The organism is Pseudomonas monteilii NBRC 103158 = DSM 14164 (assembly GCF_000730605.1).
GTDB classification, from domain to species: Bacteria; Pseudomonadota; Gammaproteobacteria; order Pseudomonadales; family Pseudomonadaceae; genus Aquipseudomonas; species Aquipseudomonas monteilii.
The window spans coordinates 152,687-167,481 of sequence record NZ_BBIS01000012.1; the positions used below are offsets into that span (position 1 = coordinate 152,687).

General features: G+C 63.6%; 11 protein-coding genes and 1 riboswitch. Of the genes, 7 read left to right on the forward strand and 4 right to left on the reverse strand.

From position 1 onward, the window contains the following. Position 1: 1 nt before the first annotated feature. Both cobN and cobW read right to left on the reverse strand, forming a co-directional pair. Complete coding sequence (gene cobN / locus PM2_RS07730) at positions 2-3,763, reverse strand: cobaltochelatase subunit CobN (RefSeq protein WP_028698852.1); 3,762 nt, start codon at positions 3,761-3,763, stop codon at positions 2-4. Positions 3,764-3,766: 3 nt separating this feature from the next. Then, the gene (cobW, locus tag PM2_RS07735) at positions 3,767-4,834 is read right to left on the reverse strand and encodes a cobalamin biosynthesis protein CobW (RefSeq protein WP_003247913.1); all 1,068 of its coding nucleotides are present in this window, start codon (positions 4,832-4,834) and stop codon (positions 3,767-3,769) included. Between the two features lie 100 nt (positions 4,835-4,934). Next, positions 4,935-5,148: riboswitch (cobalamin riboswitch) on the reverse strand. 100 nt (positions 5,149-5,248) lie between these two features. On the opposite strand from cobW, the gene PM2_RS31145 reads away from it, so the two are divergent. From PM2_RS31145 to PM2_RS07745, 3 genes are all read left to right on the forward strand, one after another. Further along, positions 5,249-5,425 (forward strand): glyoxalase superfamily protein, encoded by a 177-nt coding sequence (locus PM2_RS31145; protein WP_162998273.1) that lies wholly within the window; start codon positions 5,249-5,251, stop codon positions 5,423-5,425. Next, on the forward strand, positions 5,422-5,784 hold the full coding sequence (locus PM2_RS07740; protein WP_016713930.1) for a hypothetical protein: 363 nt from the start codon (positions 5,422-5,424) through the stop codon (positions 5,782-5,784). Before PM2_RS31145 ends, PM2_RS07740 begins: the two co-directional genes overlap by 4 nt. Positions 5,785-5,938: 154 nt before the next feature. Next, a complete protein-coding gene (locus PM2_RS07745) occupies positions 5,939-6,958 on the forward strand; it encodes a branched-chain amino acid aminotransferase (RefSeq protein ID WP_016713929.1) in 1,020 nt (339 codons plus the stop codon). An 80-nt stretch (positions 6,959-7,038) separates the two neighbouring features. On the opposite strand, the gene PM2_RS07750 is transcribed toward PM2_RS07745, so the two are convergent. Continuing rightward, positions 7,039-7,467: a multidrug/biocide efflux PACE transporter gene (locus PM2_RS07750; RefSeq protein ID WP_016713928.1), complete on the reverse strand. Its 429-nt coding sequence runs from the start codon at positions 7,465-7,467 to the stop codon at positions 7,039-7,041. A gap of 92 nt (positions 7,468-7,559) precedes the next feature. Between PM2_RS07750 and PM2_RS07755 the strand changes: the two genes are divergently transcribed. Continuing rightward, the gene (locus tag PM2_RS07755) at positions 7,560-8,414 is read left to right on the forward strand and encodes a LysR family transcriptional regulator (RefSeq protein ID WP_028698851.1); all 855 of its coding nucleotides are present in this window, start codon (positions 7,560-7,562) and stop codon (positions 8,412-8,414) included. A gap of 157 nt (positions 8,415-8,571) precedes the next feature. On the opposite strand, the gene PM2_RS31380 is transcribed toward PM2_RS07755, so the two are convergent. Next, a complete protein-coding gene (locus tag PM2_RS31380; protein ID WP_080578110.1) occupies positions 8,572-9,618 on the reverse strand; it encodes an RHS repeat-associated core domain-containing protein in 1,047 nt (348 codons plus the stop codon). Between the two features lie 228 nt (positions 9,619-9,846). Here PM2_RS31380 and capB point away from each other — a divergent pair, with 228 nt between their 5' ends. The 3 genes from capB (at position 9,847) to PM2_RS07775 (ending at position 14,795) form a co-directional block, all read left to right on the forward strand. Then, positions 9,847-11,592, forward strand: coding sequence for a caprolactamase subunit beta (capB, locus tag PM2_RS07765; protein ID WP_027614937.1), 1,746 nt, complete (start codon positions 9,847-9,849; stop codon positions 11,590-11,592). A 13-nt stretch (positions 11,593-11,605) separates the two neighbouring features. Then, positions 11,606-13,690, forward strand: coding sequence for a caprolactamase subunit alpha (gene capA, locus PM2_RS07770; RefSeq protein WP_028698850.1), 2,085 nt, complete (start codon positions 11,606-11,608; stop codon positions 13,688-13,690). A gap of 148 nt (positions 13,691-13,838) precedes the next feature. Further along, positions 13,839-14,795 (forward strand): AraC-like ligand-binding domain-containing protein, encoded by a 957-nt coding sequence (locus PM2_RS07775; protein ID WP_016713923.1) that lies wholly within the window; start codon positions 13,839-13,841, stop codon positions 14,793-14,795.

Sequence of the window (14,795 nt, forward strand, 5' to 3'; positions counted from 1 at the left end):
TTCAAGCCTGTTCCTCGCCGTCGAGCAATTGCGCCTCAAGGGCCTCTCGGTAGTCGCCTGGCGCCTGCCACAGCCCGCGCTGCTGGGCCTCCAGCAGGCGCTCGGTCAGGTCGCGCAGGGCCTCGGGGTTGTGCTCGCGCATGAAGTCGCGGGTCGCCGGATCGAGCACGTAGGCATCGGCGAGCCCCTGGTAATGATGGTCGTCGATCAGGTGCGTGGTGGCGTCGAAGGCGAACAGGTTGTCGACCGTCGCCGCCATCTCGAAGGCGCCTTTGTAACCGTGGCGCTTCACCCCGTCGATCCACTTGGGGTTCAGCGCACGGGCGCGGATAACCCGGTTCAACTCTTCCTTGAGGGTACGGATGCGCGGCCGGTCGGCCTGGCTGTGGTCGCCGTGGTAGCTGGCCACGGTGGCACCGGACAGGGTTTCCGACGCGGCCAGCATACCGCCCTGGAACTGGTAGTAATCGTTGGAGTCGAGCAGGTCGTGCTCGTGGTTGTCCTGGTTCTGCAGCACCGCCTGCACCTTGGCCAGGCGCTGGGCGAACTGGGCGCGGGCCGGGGTGCCGTCGTCACGGGCGCCGTAAGCGTAACCGCCGTGGTTGAGGTACACCTCGGCCAGGTCGTCGCGGCTATGCCACAGACGCCCGTCGATGGCGTTCTGCACCCCGGCGCCGTAGGCCCCAGGCTTTGCCCCAAACACCCGCCAGCCGGCCTGGCGGGCAGCCTGCTCGGCATCCACACCTTGCGCTTGCAGCGCCGCGCGCTCGGTGCGCACCCTAGCGGCCAGGGGGTTGAGGTCGTCGGGTTCATCCAATGCGGCTACGGCCTGCACGGCTGCATCGAATAGGCGAATAAGGTTGCCGAATGCGTCACGGAAAAAGCCCGAAACGCGCAAGGTCACATCCACCCGAGGGCGGTCGAGCAGGCTCAACGGCAGGATTTCGAAGTCGTCGACACGCTGGCTGCCAGTGGCCCACACCGGCCGCACGCCCATCAATGCCATGGCCTGGGCGATGTCGTCGCCGCCCGTACGCATGGTCGCCGTGCCCCACACCGACAGGCCGAGCTGGCGCAGGTGGTCGCCGTGGTCCTGCAGGTGCCGCTCAAGGATAAGGTTCGCCGAGGCGAAGCCCAGGCGCCAGGCCGTGGTAGTGGGCAGGTTGCGCACGTCCACGGTGTAGAAGTTGCGGCCGGTGGGCAGCACGTCGAGGCGCCCACGGCTCGGCGCACCGCTGGGGCCTGCGGGCACGAAGCGCCCGGCCAGCGCTGCCAGCAGGCCATTCATTTCGGCTGCGCCGCACGCGTCCAGGCTAGGGGCTACCGCTTCGCGCAACGCCTGCACCACGTCGTGTACAGGCTGCCATTCGTTCTGCTCGGGTAGCGGTACCGTGCCAGCCAAGGCCTGACCGATCACCTGAAGTGCCAACAGTTCAAGGCGCTCGCGGGTGTCTCCGCAGGTGCGCCACGGTTCGCTGCTCATGGCCTGCAATTGCGCTGGGCGTGCGCCCTGCCACGGCTGCCCAAGCTCGCAATCGAGCGGATCGAAGCCCGGCACCAGGGCTTTGGCCAGGGCACGCAACAGGCTGGCATTGCCGCCGCGCCCGTCGCCCCGCTCAACCCGCAACAGCGCCAGCAAGGTATCCAGCCGCAAGCGGCCTTCGGGCGACTGGCCGAACACGTGCAGGCCGTCGCGAATCTGCGATTCCTTCAGGTCGCACAGGTAGGTGTCCAGGCGCGGCAGCCATATGGCGGCATCGTCCAGCTGCCCTTCCAGCTGCAGCTCGCGGTCGATGTGGTTGGCCTTGACCAACTCCAGGATGTCGCGCTGCAACTCGCGGGCACGCCGTGGGTCGAGCATCTGCGCTTCATAGAACTCGTCGGCCAGCTGTTCCAGGTGGCGCAACGGGCCATAGGTCTCGGCGCGGGTCAGCGGCGGCATCAGGTGGTCGATGATCACTGCCTGGGTACGGCGTTTGGCCTGGGCGCCCTCGCCAGGGTCATTGACGATGAACGGGTAGATGTTCGGCAACGGGCCGAGCAAGGCGTCTGGCCAGCACTGCGCCGACAAGCCGACGCCCTTGCCGGGCAGCCATTCGAGGTTACCGTGCTTGCCGACGTGGATCACTGCATCGGCCGCAAAGGCATGGCGTAGCCAGAAGTGAAACGCCAGGTAGCCATGCGGCGGCACCAGGTCGGGGTCGTGGTAGACCGCGCTCGGGTCTACCTGGTAGCCCCGGGCCGGCTGAATGCCGACAAAGGTCAGGCCATAACGCAGGCCGGCCACCATCAACCGTCCGCTGCGGTACATCGGGTCTTGCTCGGGCGGCCCCCAGCGTTCCAGCACGGCCTGGCGGTTGGCCTCGGGCAGGCGGTCGAAGGCGGTCTGGTAGTCGGCCAGGCTCAGGCTCTGAGCGCAGGGGCGCACGTCGAGGTGGTCGAGGTCGTTGGTTACCCCGCCAAGCAGTTGGTGGATCAGTTGTGTGCCGCTGTCCGGCAATTCGGCCAGCGGATAGCCCTCGGCCTGCAGTGCCTTGAGAATGTTCAAGGCAGCGGCAGGGGTGTCCAGGCCGACGCCATTGCCAATGCGGCCATCGCGGGTTGGGTAGTTGGCCAGCACCAGGGCCACGCGCTTCTGCGCATTAGGCAGGCGCGCCAGCTCAACCCAGCGCCGGGCCAGCTCGGCAACGAAGTCCATGCGTTCGGGGTGGGCGCGGTAGCACACCACGTCGGACTGGCTGCGCTCGCTGCGCCAGGCCATGTCCTTGAAACTGACCGGCCGGGTGATAATGCGCCCGTCCAGCTCAGGCAAGGCAATGTGCATGGCCAGGTCGCGCGCGCCCAGGCCCTGCTCGCTGGCTTCCCAACCCGGCTGGTTGTCCTGTGCGCAAATGGCCTGCAATACCGGGATGTCGCGGCGGAACGGGCGCAGGTTGGGGCGCTCGGGGCTGGACAGGGCAAAGCCTGTGGTATTGACCAGCACTTCGGCGCCGACCTCGTCCAGCCAGGCTTCGACCTGCTCCAGGCAGGCGCTTTCCTTGAGGCTGGCCACCGCGATCGGTAACGGGTTCAGCCCGGCAGCCTGCAGGCGCTGGCAGAACACGTCGATGAATGCGGTGTTAGCCGCTTGCAAGTGCGAGCGATAAAACAGCAGCGGCGCTACCGGGTGCTCGGGGTGCCAATGCGGGTACCAGTCTTCCAGCGTGGTGCTGCCCTTGGCCGGGTGATACACCGCCGTGCGCGGCAAGGGCTGCGGCTCCTCCCAGGCATAGTCACGGCCCAGCCACTGGCTGGCCAGGCAGTTGAACAGGTTGATGGCGTTGGCCTTGCCGCCTTGGCGCAAGTAGTGCCAGAGGCGCTCGGCCTGCTCGCCACCGACAGTGCCCAGGGAGGTCAGCTCCGGGTCCGGGCGGTCATCGCCGGGCACCAGAATCAGCTGCACGCCACGGGCGGCCAGCTCGACCAGTTGCTCGACGCCATAGCGCCAGTAACCGACGCCGCCGTGCAGCGACACCAGGATGACTTTGGCATGGCGCAGCACCTGGTCGACATACAGGTCGACCGACGCGTGGTTTTGCACCTGCATCGGGTTGGCCAAACGCAGGCTGGGGAAGTCGTCTGGCAATTGCTCGGCGGTATCGGCGAGCAGTGCCAGGTGTGAATCGCCGCTGCAGAGAATCACCAGCTCGGCGGGTGTCTGGCCGAGGTCGGCAATGCTGTCATCCGGCACGAAGCCGCCGGGCTGGGTCCGCAGCAGGTGCATGGCTCAGGCGCCCAGGGCCTGGCGCAGGCGCGCTTCCAGCTGGGCAGCGTCAAGGTCCTGGCCAATCAGCACCAGGCGGGTAATGCGCGGCTCGTCAGCACGCCAGGCGCGGTCGAAGTGTTTGTCGAAACGGGTACCCACGCCTTGCACCAGCAGGCGCATCGGCTTGCCCGGGATGGCGGCGAAGCCTTTGGCGCGCAGGATGCCGAACTCCACCACCAGTTGGGTCAGGGCATCGAGCAGCAGGCTTTCGTCGGCTTCTGGCAGGTCGATGGAGATAGAGTCGAAGGCATCGTGGTCATGATCATCATGGTCGTCACCGTCGTGGTGCGAGTCATGGTGGGTACGGCGGCCATCGATGTGCGCCTCGGACTCGGCGCCCACGCCCAGCAGCACCTCCAGCGGCAGCTTACCGCTGCTGGCTTCGATCACCTTGACGGCTGGCGGCAGCTCTTCAGCCACTTCGGCACGGACCTTGGCCAGGCCTTCGGCGTCGATCAGGTCAGCCTTGTTCAGTACCACCAGGTCGGCGCTGGCCAGCTGGTCGGCGAACAGTTCGTGCAGGGGCGATTCGTGGTCCAGGTTAGGGTCGAGCTTGCGCTGGGCATCGACCTGGTCCGGGTAGGCAGCGAAAGTACCGGCCGCCACGGCCGGGCTGTCGACTACGGTGATGACCGCATCGACGGTGCAGGCATTGCGGATTTCCGGCCACTGGAAGGCTTGCACCAGCGGTTTGGGCAGGGCCAGGCCGCTGGTTTCGATCAGGATGTGGTCCAGGTCGCCACGGCGTGCCACCAGCTCGCGCATCACCGGGAAGAATTCTTCCTGCACGGTGCAGCACAGGCAGCCGTTGGCCAACTCGTAGACACGGCCACTGGCTTCTTCTTCGGTGCAGCCGATGCTGCACTGCTTGAGGATCTCGCCGTCGATGCCCAGTTCGCCGAATTCGTTGACGATGACCGCAATGCGACGGCCCTGGGCGTTGTCGAGCATGTGGCGCAGCAAGGTGGTCTTGCCCGAGCCGAGGAAGCCGGTGACGATGGTGACGGGGAGCTTGGCCAGTGTTTTCATGTCGCAGTGCCCTTGGCAGTGTGGCGCGGGCATGCAGGACGACAGCCAAGGGCCAGGCCGGCCGGGCTTGTTCGCCACCGGATCACCCCGCCCGGTTTAAAGTCGAAAACGTGACGAGGCAGGTCTCCTGGCTCGCACCGTTCCATAGGCCTGGCAAACAGCAGGCGGTGGCGGGATGACGCCTTCCCGCGCGCGGGCGCAGTGGCTGTGTCGATCCGTTATCGGTGCTTACAGTTGCGGGGGCAGCCGCGGCTTGTACCGCGTTCCCGTCTTAGCTTCGGCCTGGCCGAAGAACCTCGAAGTGGCAAGGCTACGCAGTGGCTGGCGGGTGGTCAACCGTTGCGCAGCGCTGGCTGACCACAAGGCACCCAACTGCGTTACAGTGGCGCCTTCACCCACGGTCAAGGACGCCCCATGCACCTCGCCCCCGCCATACCGGTACTGCGCATCTTCTCGGTCGACAAGGCCAAGGAGTTCTACCTTGATTTCCTCGGTTTCAGCGTGGACCGGAGCCTGCAGATGCAGGTGTATGACCCGTTTGGCAACCGCCTGCGCCTTTGCCAGCAGGTCGATGACGAGGCCAACCCTTGAAAGCGTTGAGCAAGCGCGAAATGGCCAGGCTGGAGCGGGAACTGGTGGTGTGCCTGACCGAAGCCTGCGAAACCGCCAAGGCGGAAATTGTCGGTTTCAGCTGGCTTACCCACCGGCTCGATCCCGAGGATGTTCCGGGCAGCCTGCGCGTTACCTGGGTGTTCGAGCAAGAGGCCGACAAAACCGCTGCCGTGGCAGGCCAGGCGAAGGTGCGCATGCTGACATTGACCAGCCAGGCGTTGGAGCAGGCCGGTATCCAGCTAGACCACCCGGCTTGGCATGTGCGTTTCGACAGTGAAGAAGCTTGCGTCAAGAGCCACGGCGGCGACTGGGCAAAGCGCTTGCATAAGCAGCGCTGAGGTTATTTCGCTGAATGGCGCCTTCAAAAGATACATCGCAGGCTATCAATTCGTGACTGGCCGTTCCCGATCTGCCACGGATGTATTATGGTGGCGTGGTGCGCATATAACAGCAGCCCGAGCGATCGGGCACTTGCAAGACAATGAGGGTGTCATGAGCAACGAAAGCATTAATTGGGACAAGCTGGGTTTCGACTACATCAAGACCGACAAACGCTACCTGTCCGTATGGCGCAATGGCGAGTGGGACAAAGGCACCCTGACCGAAGACAACGTACTGCACATCAGTGAAGGCTCCACTGCCCTGCACTATGGCCAGCAATGCTTCGAAGGCCTGAAGGCCTACCGCTGCAAGGACGGCTCGATCAACCTGTTCCGCCCGGACCAGAACGCCGCCCGCATGCAGCGCAGCTGCGCCCGCCTGCTGATGCCGCACGTGCCCACCGATGTGTTCATCGAAGCGTGCAAGCAAGTGGTCAAGGCCAACGAAAAGTTCGTGCCACCGCACGGCAAAGGCGCCCTCTACCTGCGCCCGTTCGTGATCGGCACCGGTGACAACATTGGCGTGCGCACCGCCCCCGAGTTCATCTTCTCGGTATTCGCCATCCCGGTTGGCTCGTACTTCAAGGGCGGCATGAAGCCGCACAACTTCCAGATCTCCAGCTTCGACCGCGCCGCCCCACAAGGCACCGGTGCGGCCAAGGTCGGTGGCAACTACGCCGCCAGCCTGCAGCCGGGCGCTGAAGCCAAGAAGGCCAACTTCGCCGACGCCATCTACCTCGACCCACTGACCCACACCAAGATCGAAGAAGTCGGTTCGGCCAACTTCTTCGGCATCACCGCCAACAACGAGTTCGTGACCCCGAAATCGGCCTCGGTGCTGCCAGGCATCACCCGCCTGTCGCTGATGGAACTGGCACAATCGCGCCTGGGCCTGACCGTGATCGAAGGTGATGTCGAAATCAACAAGCTGGACCGCTTCATTGAAGCCGGCGCTTGCGGTACCGCGGCGGTGATCACCCCGATCGGCGGTATCGAGTACAACGGCAAGCTGCACGTGTTCCACGACCTGGAAAAGGTCGGCCCGGTTACCCAGAAGCTCTACAACGAGCTGACCGGTATCCAGAACGGTGACGTTGAAGCCCCGGCAGGCTGGATCGTCAAAGTCGCCTGAGGCGCTTAAGCAGTATGAAAAACGGGGCATGCCAGCAATGGCATGCCCCGTTTTTATTGGCTAACGCTCGCACGGGTAACTCATGCAAGGCGACGCTGCATGAGCAAATGCCGGGCTTTGTCGAAGGTCCAGTTGTACAGCACGGTGTAGGGCAGGATGATCACGAAGAAGCCCAGTTCCACCATGAACGCCTGCAGCAGCGAGATATCCAGCATCCACGCCGCCACCGGCAAGCACCACACCACCAGCCCGGCCTCGAAGCCCAGACCGTGTACAAAACGCGCACTGGCCTTCCAGTGGATACGCTCGGTTTGTACCCAGCGATCGACCAGCGCGTTGTAGACCATGTTCCACAGCATGGCGATCACCGACAGGGTGACCGCCAAGGCCCCCGCGGTCGCCAGCGATTTGCCCATTACCCAGGACAACAGCGGCGCACACAACAATACCGCGAACACTTCGTAACCCACGGCGTGAACCAGGCGCTCGGTGAAAGACACGTTTTTCATTGCAAAATCCATCCATTGCGTAAGTCGTGCTTTCCATTTTCTTTGGTAAAACTGATACTCGCGACATAGCTACCATCGGTTTTATCAATACCATGCGCTACTCACCCGAAGCTCTGGTTGCCTTTGTCGAAGCCGCATCGCTCGGTTCGTTCTCCGCTGCGGCGCGCAAACTGCGCAAAAGCCAGTCCACCGTCAGCATTGCCATTGCCAATTTCGAGGCGGATATCGGCTGCCCGCTGTTCGACCGGGGTGGCCGCCACCCCATGCTGAATGAGGCGGGCCGACAGGTGCTGAGCCATGTGGAGGCCATTCTTGATGCCAGCGCCCAGCTCGATGCCTTGGCGGTGCGGCTGGCGGAAAACGTGGAGCCGCTGGTGTCGGTGGTGATGTCGGACAGCTACAGCGTCACCTTCCAGGGCGCGGTAATGGCCCGCTTCGCCCAGCAGTACCCGCATACCGAGCTGCGTTGCGGCCCGGCGGAGGACGCTGATGTGATCGACATGATCCAGCAGGGCCTGGCGCATGTCGGCATCCTTGCCACGCAACCCGGCTACCCCGCCGACGTTGCCGTTGCCCGCTTGCCCGAACAGGCGGAGTTTGGTGTGTACGTGGCCAGCGGGCACCCGCTGGCGGGCCTTGGGAAGGTGCAAACGCAATACCTCGAAAACGCGCGGCAGCTGTACATCAAGACCTACGCCCCCAGCCTGCATCACGGCCGTGGTCAGGCTTGGTCGGCACCGGATTACCTCACGTTGCTGGAGTTCGCCGTGCGCGGGTTTGGCTGGGCCGAGCTGCCCAGGGCGCTGGTGGCAAGGTTTGGCGCTGAGTTGGTGGAGTTGCAGATAGCGGGTTACCCGCGCCGTGTCGATATGGATGTGGCCTGGTCTAGCCGGCGGGCGTTGGGGCCGGCGGGGCAATGGCTGGTGCGGCAGATGCTGGAGCAGTAGGCTTCGTCTAATCAAACGGTGAGCGGGTAACACGAATTACTAACGCAGTCATGGGCTTAACAAGCTATAAATCAGTACGCCCCTATGATGACAATAGAGCCCCAACTCACAAACGCCCTCACGCTCATGAGACAAGCTCAAACCAAATAAGCAAGCATTATGCACCCCGCCAATAAGCAAGCATTCCATTGAGGCTAGTTTTAACACGCCTTATTTGAGGACCCGTAAGTTTAAACCGACTATCTCCAAACGCTAATTTTAGGTCCTGCCCAATACGCAAAGCATCGATTGCGACTTGGCGAATCTCCCTAGAATCAGCCACACTCCGACCGAGCAGTTCGAAATTGTTTCCAGCATTAGCACGCACAAGTAAGTTGAACTCCTCGTCGTTTACATTTTTGCGAACTTTTCTCAACGCCCCCCATACCCTTCCCCCTGCTGATGCTGTCGGTGCAGGTAATCGCGCTTCAGGGCCGGCAGCACTCGTAGCGGGTACAGGCTGTGCTTGAGCAGCGTTTAATGTCAGAGTACGCTGCTGACCGACTTGCCCTGGGGTGGCAACCGGATTCAAATCCGGAACACCTTCCATTGCCTCTGCAATCATGGTCGCGGGAGACGGTGACCTGCTTCTTCCACCTGCACCAATAACTTTCCATCCTTGACCCGCGTTCATTTCTTCCAATTGGCGAGTAAAGGGCGAAGGTGACCTACTTCCAACTGTGACAGGTGACCTCGATCTCGCTCTGAGCATATGCCCACTGGGGTCACTGAAATTAATCGGATCACCCGCACAATAGGCATAACAGTTCAAACCACCCGCAGCAAATGGGCTGAGGCTGTCCGGGCTATGGAAGCGCATCAATACAGGGTTATAACCACGATAGCCATTACCCAGCAGATAAAGATGACTCACCAGCAAGTGCCCATTGAATGCAGGGCGCTGAGCAGGAATATCATTTGGGCTATGTAAGCCATATGCATTGTAAGCAACCGACTCAGGTAGTGCCTGAGACTTGACTCGCAATACCGAATCCCCGCTGTCTGCAGCCAGTAATGCTGACCAGTTTGTTTCTTCCGTTACCCTGGTTTCTGCCAAAACACCTGATTGCGCTCTCATGCAAACCACCGCAGCGCTGCCCGTCAAGGCTGTATGCACCCTATCCCGCTGTAAGAAAAAGCACGTGGTGTTCTTCGAGTCGTTCATGCGCTGGCTCCAGTCTGTGAGGCTTTAATGCTTTCGTGCCAGGGCAATTTGAGCAACTGTTAAAAATGCCAGGGGGTAGTAGCTCTCCTTCGCGCCCCTTGTGCATCAGAACGCAAGATCCAGTACACCCAGCGACAAGCCTTCCCCCCACCCTCCCCCGTAGCCTGTCACCACGCGCCGCCCCGCTGCGGCACGCACCCAAAGCACAAGAACAAACGTTGGTGACCTATGCAGACAGTTGATCCGATCACCCTTGCGGTTGTCCGGGGTGCGCTGGAAACAGCGCAACGCGAAATGACCCTGACCCTGGAAAAGACCGGCCGGTCCAGTGTGTTCAACCTGGCCCACGACTATTCCAACTCGCTGTTCGACCACCTGCCGGAAATGATCCTGCAGGGCCAGGACATCCCCATTCACCTGGGCTCGCTGATCCCAGCCATGAAGTGCGTGGCCGAATTCTTTGGCGACGACATCGCCGAAGGCGATGTGATCTACCACAACGACCCGGCCTACAAGGGCAGCCATATTCTCGACTGCTGCATGTACAAACCGGTGTACTACCAGGGCGAGCTGGTGTTCTGGACCGTGTGCAAGGGCCACCTGACCGACATCGGCGGCCCGGTGCCCGCCGGCTACAACCCCGATGCCAAGGAGATCTACGCCGAGGGCCTGCGCATTCCACCCGTCAAGCTGTGGGAAAAAGGCAAGCGCCGCGAAGACGTGATCAACTTCATGCTCACCAACATGCGCGCACGCCCCTACCAGGAAGGCGACCTCAATGCCCAGTACGGCGCCTGCAAAGTGGGCGAGCGGCACTTGCTGGAGCTGCTCGACAAGTACGGCGTGGCCCAGGTGCGTGCCTGCATCGCCGAGCTGAAGAACATGGCCGACCGGCACATGCGCGCGCTGTTGCGCGACGTGCCGGACGGTGATTACAGCGGCACCGCCGTGCTCGAAGATGCCGGCCACGGCCTGGGCGAGCTGGCCATCACCGCCCATGTGCAGATCCGCGGTGACCAGGCCCATGTGCGCATCGACAGCCCGCCACAAGTGCCCTACTTCATCAACTCCTACGAGGGCAACTCGGTGTCAGGCGTGTACCTGGGGCTGATGATGTTCGCTCAGGTAGCGCCGCCCTACAACGAAGGCCTGTACCGCTGCGTCACGGTCGATGTCGGGCCCAAGGGTACCCTGTGCAACGCCGAAGAACCGGCGCCCCACGTCAACTGCACCACCACGCCGATGGAAACCCTGGCCGATGCCGTGCGTACTGCGCTGGAGCAAGCCTCGCCACAACGGGTTACGGCCTCCTGGGGGCATACCAGCGGTATCAACATCGCCGGCCATGACCCGCGCAACGGCAACAGCGAGTACGTGACCATGGTGCTGGCCTCGATCATTGCCGGTGCCGGTGCCAACAAGGTGATGGATGGCTGGCACGCGTGCGGCCCGCTGTGCTGTTTCGGCGCGCTGATGAGTGGCGACATCGAGCTGCTGGAACATGCCTACCCGGTGCTCATCCACCGTTACAGCCTGATGGCCGACAGTGGCGGCGCTGGCGAGTTTCGCGGTGGTTCGGGCACCCGGCTGGAGATCGAGCCGCTGGACCACGCCATGACCGTGGTCGGCTTCGGCGAAGGCCGGCAACTGCCCACCGCCGGTGCCGCCGGGGCACGCAATGCGTTGCTGGAGCCCAAGCTGGGCCGGCTGATCCACCGCCACGCCGATGGCAGCGAAGACCACTACACGCAAAACCCGATGCTCACCCTGCAGCCCGGCGAGCGAATCATCAACATCAACCCCGGTGGCGGTGGCTACGGCGACCCGCTTCGCCGACCGATTGCCGCAGTCCTGCAAGACCTGCGCAACGGCCTGGTCTCGCCCCAGGGCGCAGCCCTGGAATACGGAGTGGTCGTCGATGCCGATGGCCAGCTGGATGAACCCGCAACCCGCCTTGCCCGCGCCCCGCACTGACCGGAGACCCATCATGCGCAACCAATATCGCCTGGGCATCGACGCCGGCGGCACCTTCACCGATTTCATCCTGGCCGACCGCGACGGCGGCGTGCAGCTGTTCAAGGCCCCGTCCACGCCGCAGGACGGCACCCTGGCCATTCGTGCCGGGCTGGCGCAGATCGCCGACGCCACCGGCCGCACCCCGGCCGAGCTGATCGCCAACTGTGACCTGTGCATCAACGGCACCACCGTAGCGCTCAACGCGCTGATCGAGCGTACCGGGGTCAAGGTGGGCCTGCTGTGCACCGAGGGCCACGAAGACAGCCTGGAAATCCGCCTGGGGCACAAGGAAGAAGGCCACCGCTACGACGCCCACTACCCGCCAGCGCACATGCTCGCCCCCCGCCACCTGCGCCGTCCGATTGGTGGCCGCATCCTCGGCGATGGCCGTGAATACAGCCCGCTGGACGAACGCGCCATCCACGCCGCCATCGACTACTTCCGCGCCGAAGGCGTAGAGGCCGTGGCCATTTCCTTCCTGTGGTCGGTGCGCAACCCCAGCCACGAGCAGCGTGCCGCCGAGCTGGTGCGGGCAGCCCTGCCCGGGGTATTCGTCTGCACAGGCTGCGAGGTGTTTCCGCAGATTCGCGAGTACACCCGCACCTCCACCACGGTGGTCAACGCCTACCTCAGCCCGGTGATGGCGCGCTATGTGGCGCGCATCGACAGCCTGTTCCACGAGCTTGGCGTGCAACAACCGGTGCGTTACTTCCAGTCCAACGGTGGCCTGGCGCCCGGGCACCTGATGCGTGAGCGCGCGGTCAATGCCATCAACTCCGGCCCCGCCTCGGCGCCCCAGGCCGGGCTGGCGGTGGCACGGCCGTTCGGTATCGACAACGTCATTACCGTGGACATGGGGGGCACTTCGTTCGACATCACCCTGACCAACGCCGGGCGCACCAACTTCAGCAAGGATGTGGACTTCCTGCGCCAGCGCATTGGCGTGCCGATGATCCAGGTTGAGACGCTGGGTGCTGGCGGCGGCTCCATCGCCCACCTGGACGAGTTCGGTATGCTGCAGGTCGGCCCGCGCAGCGCCGGTGCCATGCCGGGGCCCGTGTGCTACGGCAAAGGCGGCAGTGAGCCCACGGTAACCGACGCCAACCTGGCGCTGGGTTACCTCCCGGATGGTGCATTGTTGGGCGGCAGCATCCGCCTGAACCGCCAGGCCGCGCTGGATGCCATTCGCAGCAAGATCGCCGAGCCACTGGGCATCAGCGTGGAGCGGGCGGCGTTCGGCATCACCACATTAGTCAACCTGAACATGGTCAACGGTATTCGCCGCGTGTCCATCGAACGCGGCCATGACCCGCGCGACTTCGCCCTGATTGGCGCAGGCGGTGCGGCGGGCATGCACGTGGTGCGCCTGGCCGAGGAAATCGGCATGCAGACCGTGCTGATCCCCAAGGTGGCCTCGGGCTTGTGTGCGTTCGGCCAGATCCTGTCCGATGTACGTTACGACCAGCTCACCAGCCTGTCGATGCGCCTGGACGCCGGGCACGTGAACCTGGAGCAGCTCAACCAGGCCCTGGCCGAACTGCGCCAGCAAGGCCTGGCCAACTTGCGCGAAGACGGCTTTGGCGACCAGGCCAGCAGTTGCCACTACACCCTGGAAATGCGCTACCAGGGGCAGATTCATGAATGCAGCGTGGAGCTGGCGCAGCATGACCTGGATGAAGCAGGCCTGGCCGCGCTGATCAGCCGATTCCACAGCCGCCACCAGACCCTGTACTCGTACAGCGAACCCGACAGCCCGGTAGAACTGGTGAACCTGGAGTGCTCGGTGATCGGCCACCTGCCACGCCCACCGCAACCTGAGTTGCAGGGCCCGGCCGAACCGCCGGCAGCTACCCCGCAAAGCGTCCGGCCGATGCTGTTCAGCGCCGACGGCGCGTGGCAACCCACGCCCGTGTTCAACGGCAATCGCCTATTGCCGGGGCAGACCGTGCAGGGGCCCTGCGTGATCGAGGAAGACACCACCAACATCGTCTTGCCGCCGGGCTGGCAGGCGCGCCTTGAGCCTTCGGCCACCTACCGGGTGACACGCGGGGCTTGATCAAACGGTCGGCGTGCGCCGATCATGGGCCTGAAAGCCGCCTGGCAGCCTTGCGCTGCCGGGCGGTTTGCACAATAACAAGAGCTGCTTGAGTAGCTTGCCTGCAGTTCCTTTTTTCAATGCTGCCCTCTTTGAAAAAGGACCCACCATGCCCACAGAACTCTCGACCCACGGCTGGGCTCAGCCGGAGCGCCAGGCGCGCTGGGCCGAAGCCATCAGTGACACCTATTTCCCATTGAGCCTGCAGTTTGCCGCCGAACAGCCGTTCAATGGCCACCTGCAGCGCTGGAGCACGCCCAGCACGCCGCTCAGCCTGTCGCGCCTGCGCTCCAGCCCGCTGGGCTACTCGCGCAGCAAGGCGCACATCGGCCAGGACCATGAAGCGTTCTACCTGGTGACCGTGCCGCACAGCAGCGAGGTGTACTTCGAACAGGACGGTCACCCGATCAGTTGTCGCCCGGGTGGTTTCATCGTCGAGCGCGGCGACGCCCCCTACCGCTTCCATTACGGTACACAGAACGACCTGTGGGTGCTCAAACTGCCTGAGCAGGCTCTCAAAGCCAACTTGCTGGGGCACAAACGCTATACCCGGCATTGCTTCGATGCCAGCCAAGGCCTGGGGCGCATCTTCGTCGAACAACTGGACCTGTGCGCCCGCCATTTCGATGCCAGCCCCGTGGCTGCCCGACATTTGCTGCTGGAGCAGGCCTCGGCCACCCTGTTGCTGGCCCTGCAACAGGACGAACGCGTACTGGGCAGTGAAGGCAGCAACCTCAGCACGCTGCACCTGACACGGGTGGAGCAGTACGTGCTGCAACATCTGGGCGACCCCGAACTCACGCCACGAACCATCGCCAGCGCCTGCGGGCTGTCGTTGCGTTACCTGCACAAGCTGTTCGCGATCACGCCCTATACCCTTGGCGAGTGGGTGCGCCTGCAACGCCTGGAGGCTGTGCACCGGCAACTGCGCGACCCGTATTGCCACCTGACCATTGGCGAACTGGCGTTTCGCTGGGGCTTTGCCGATCAGGCACAGTTCACCCGCGCGTTTCGCCAGCAATATGGGTGCACGGCACGGGAGGTCAGGGCTGCGCGTACGCACTGA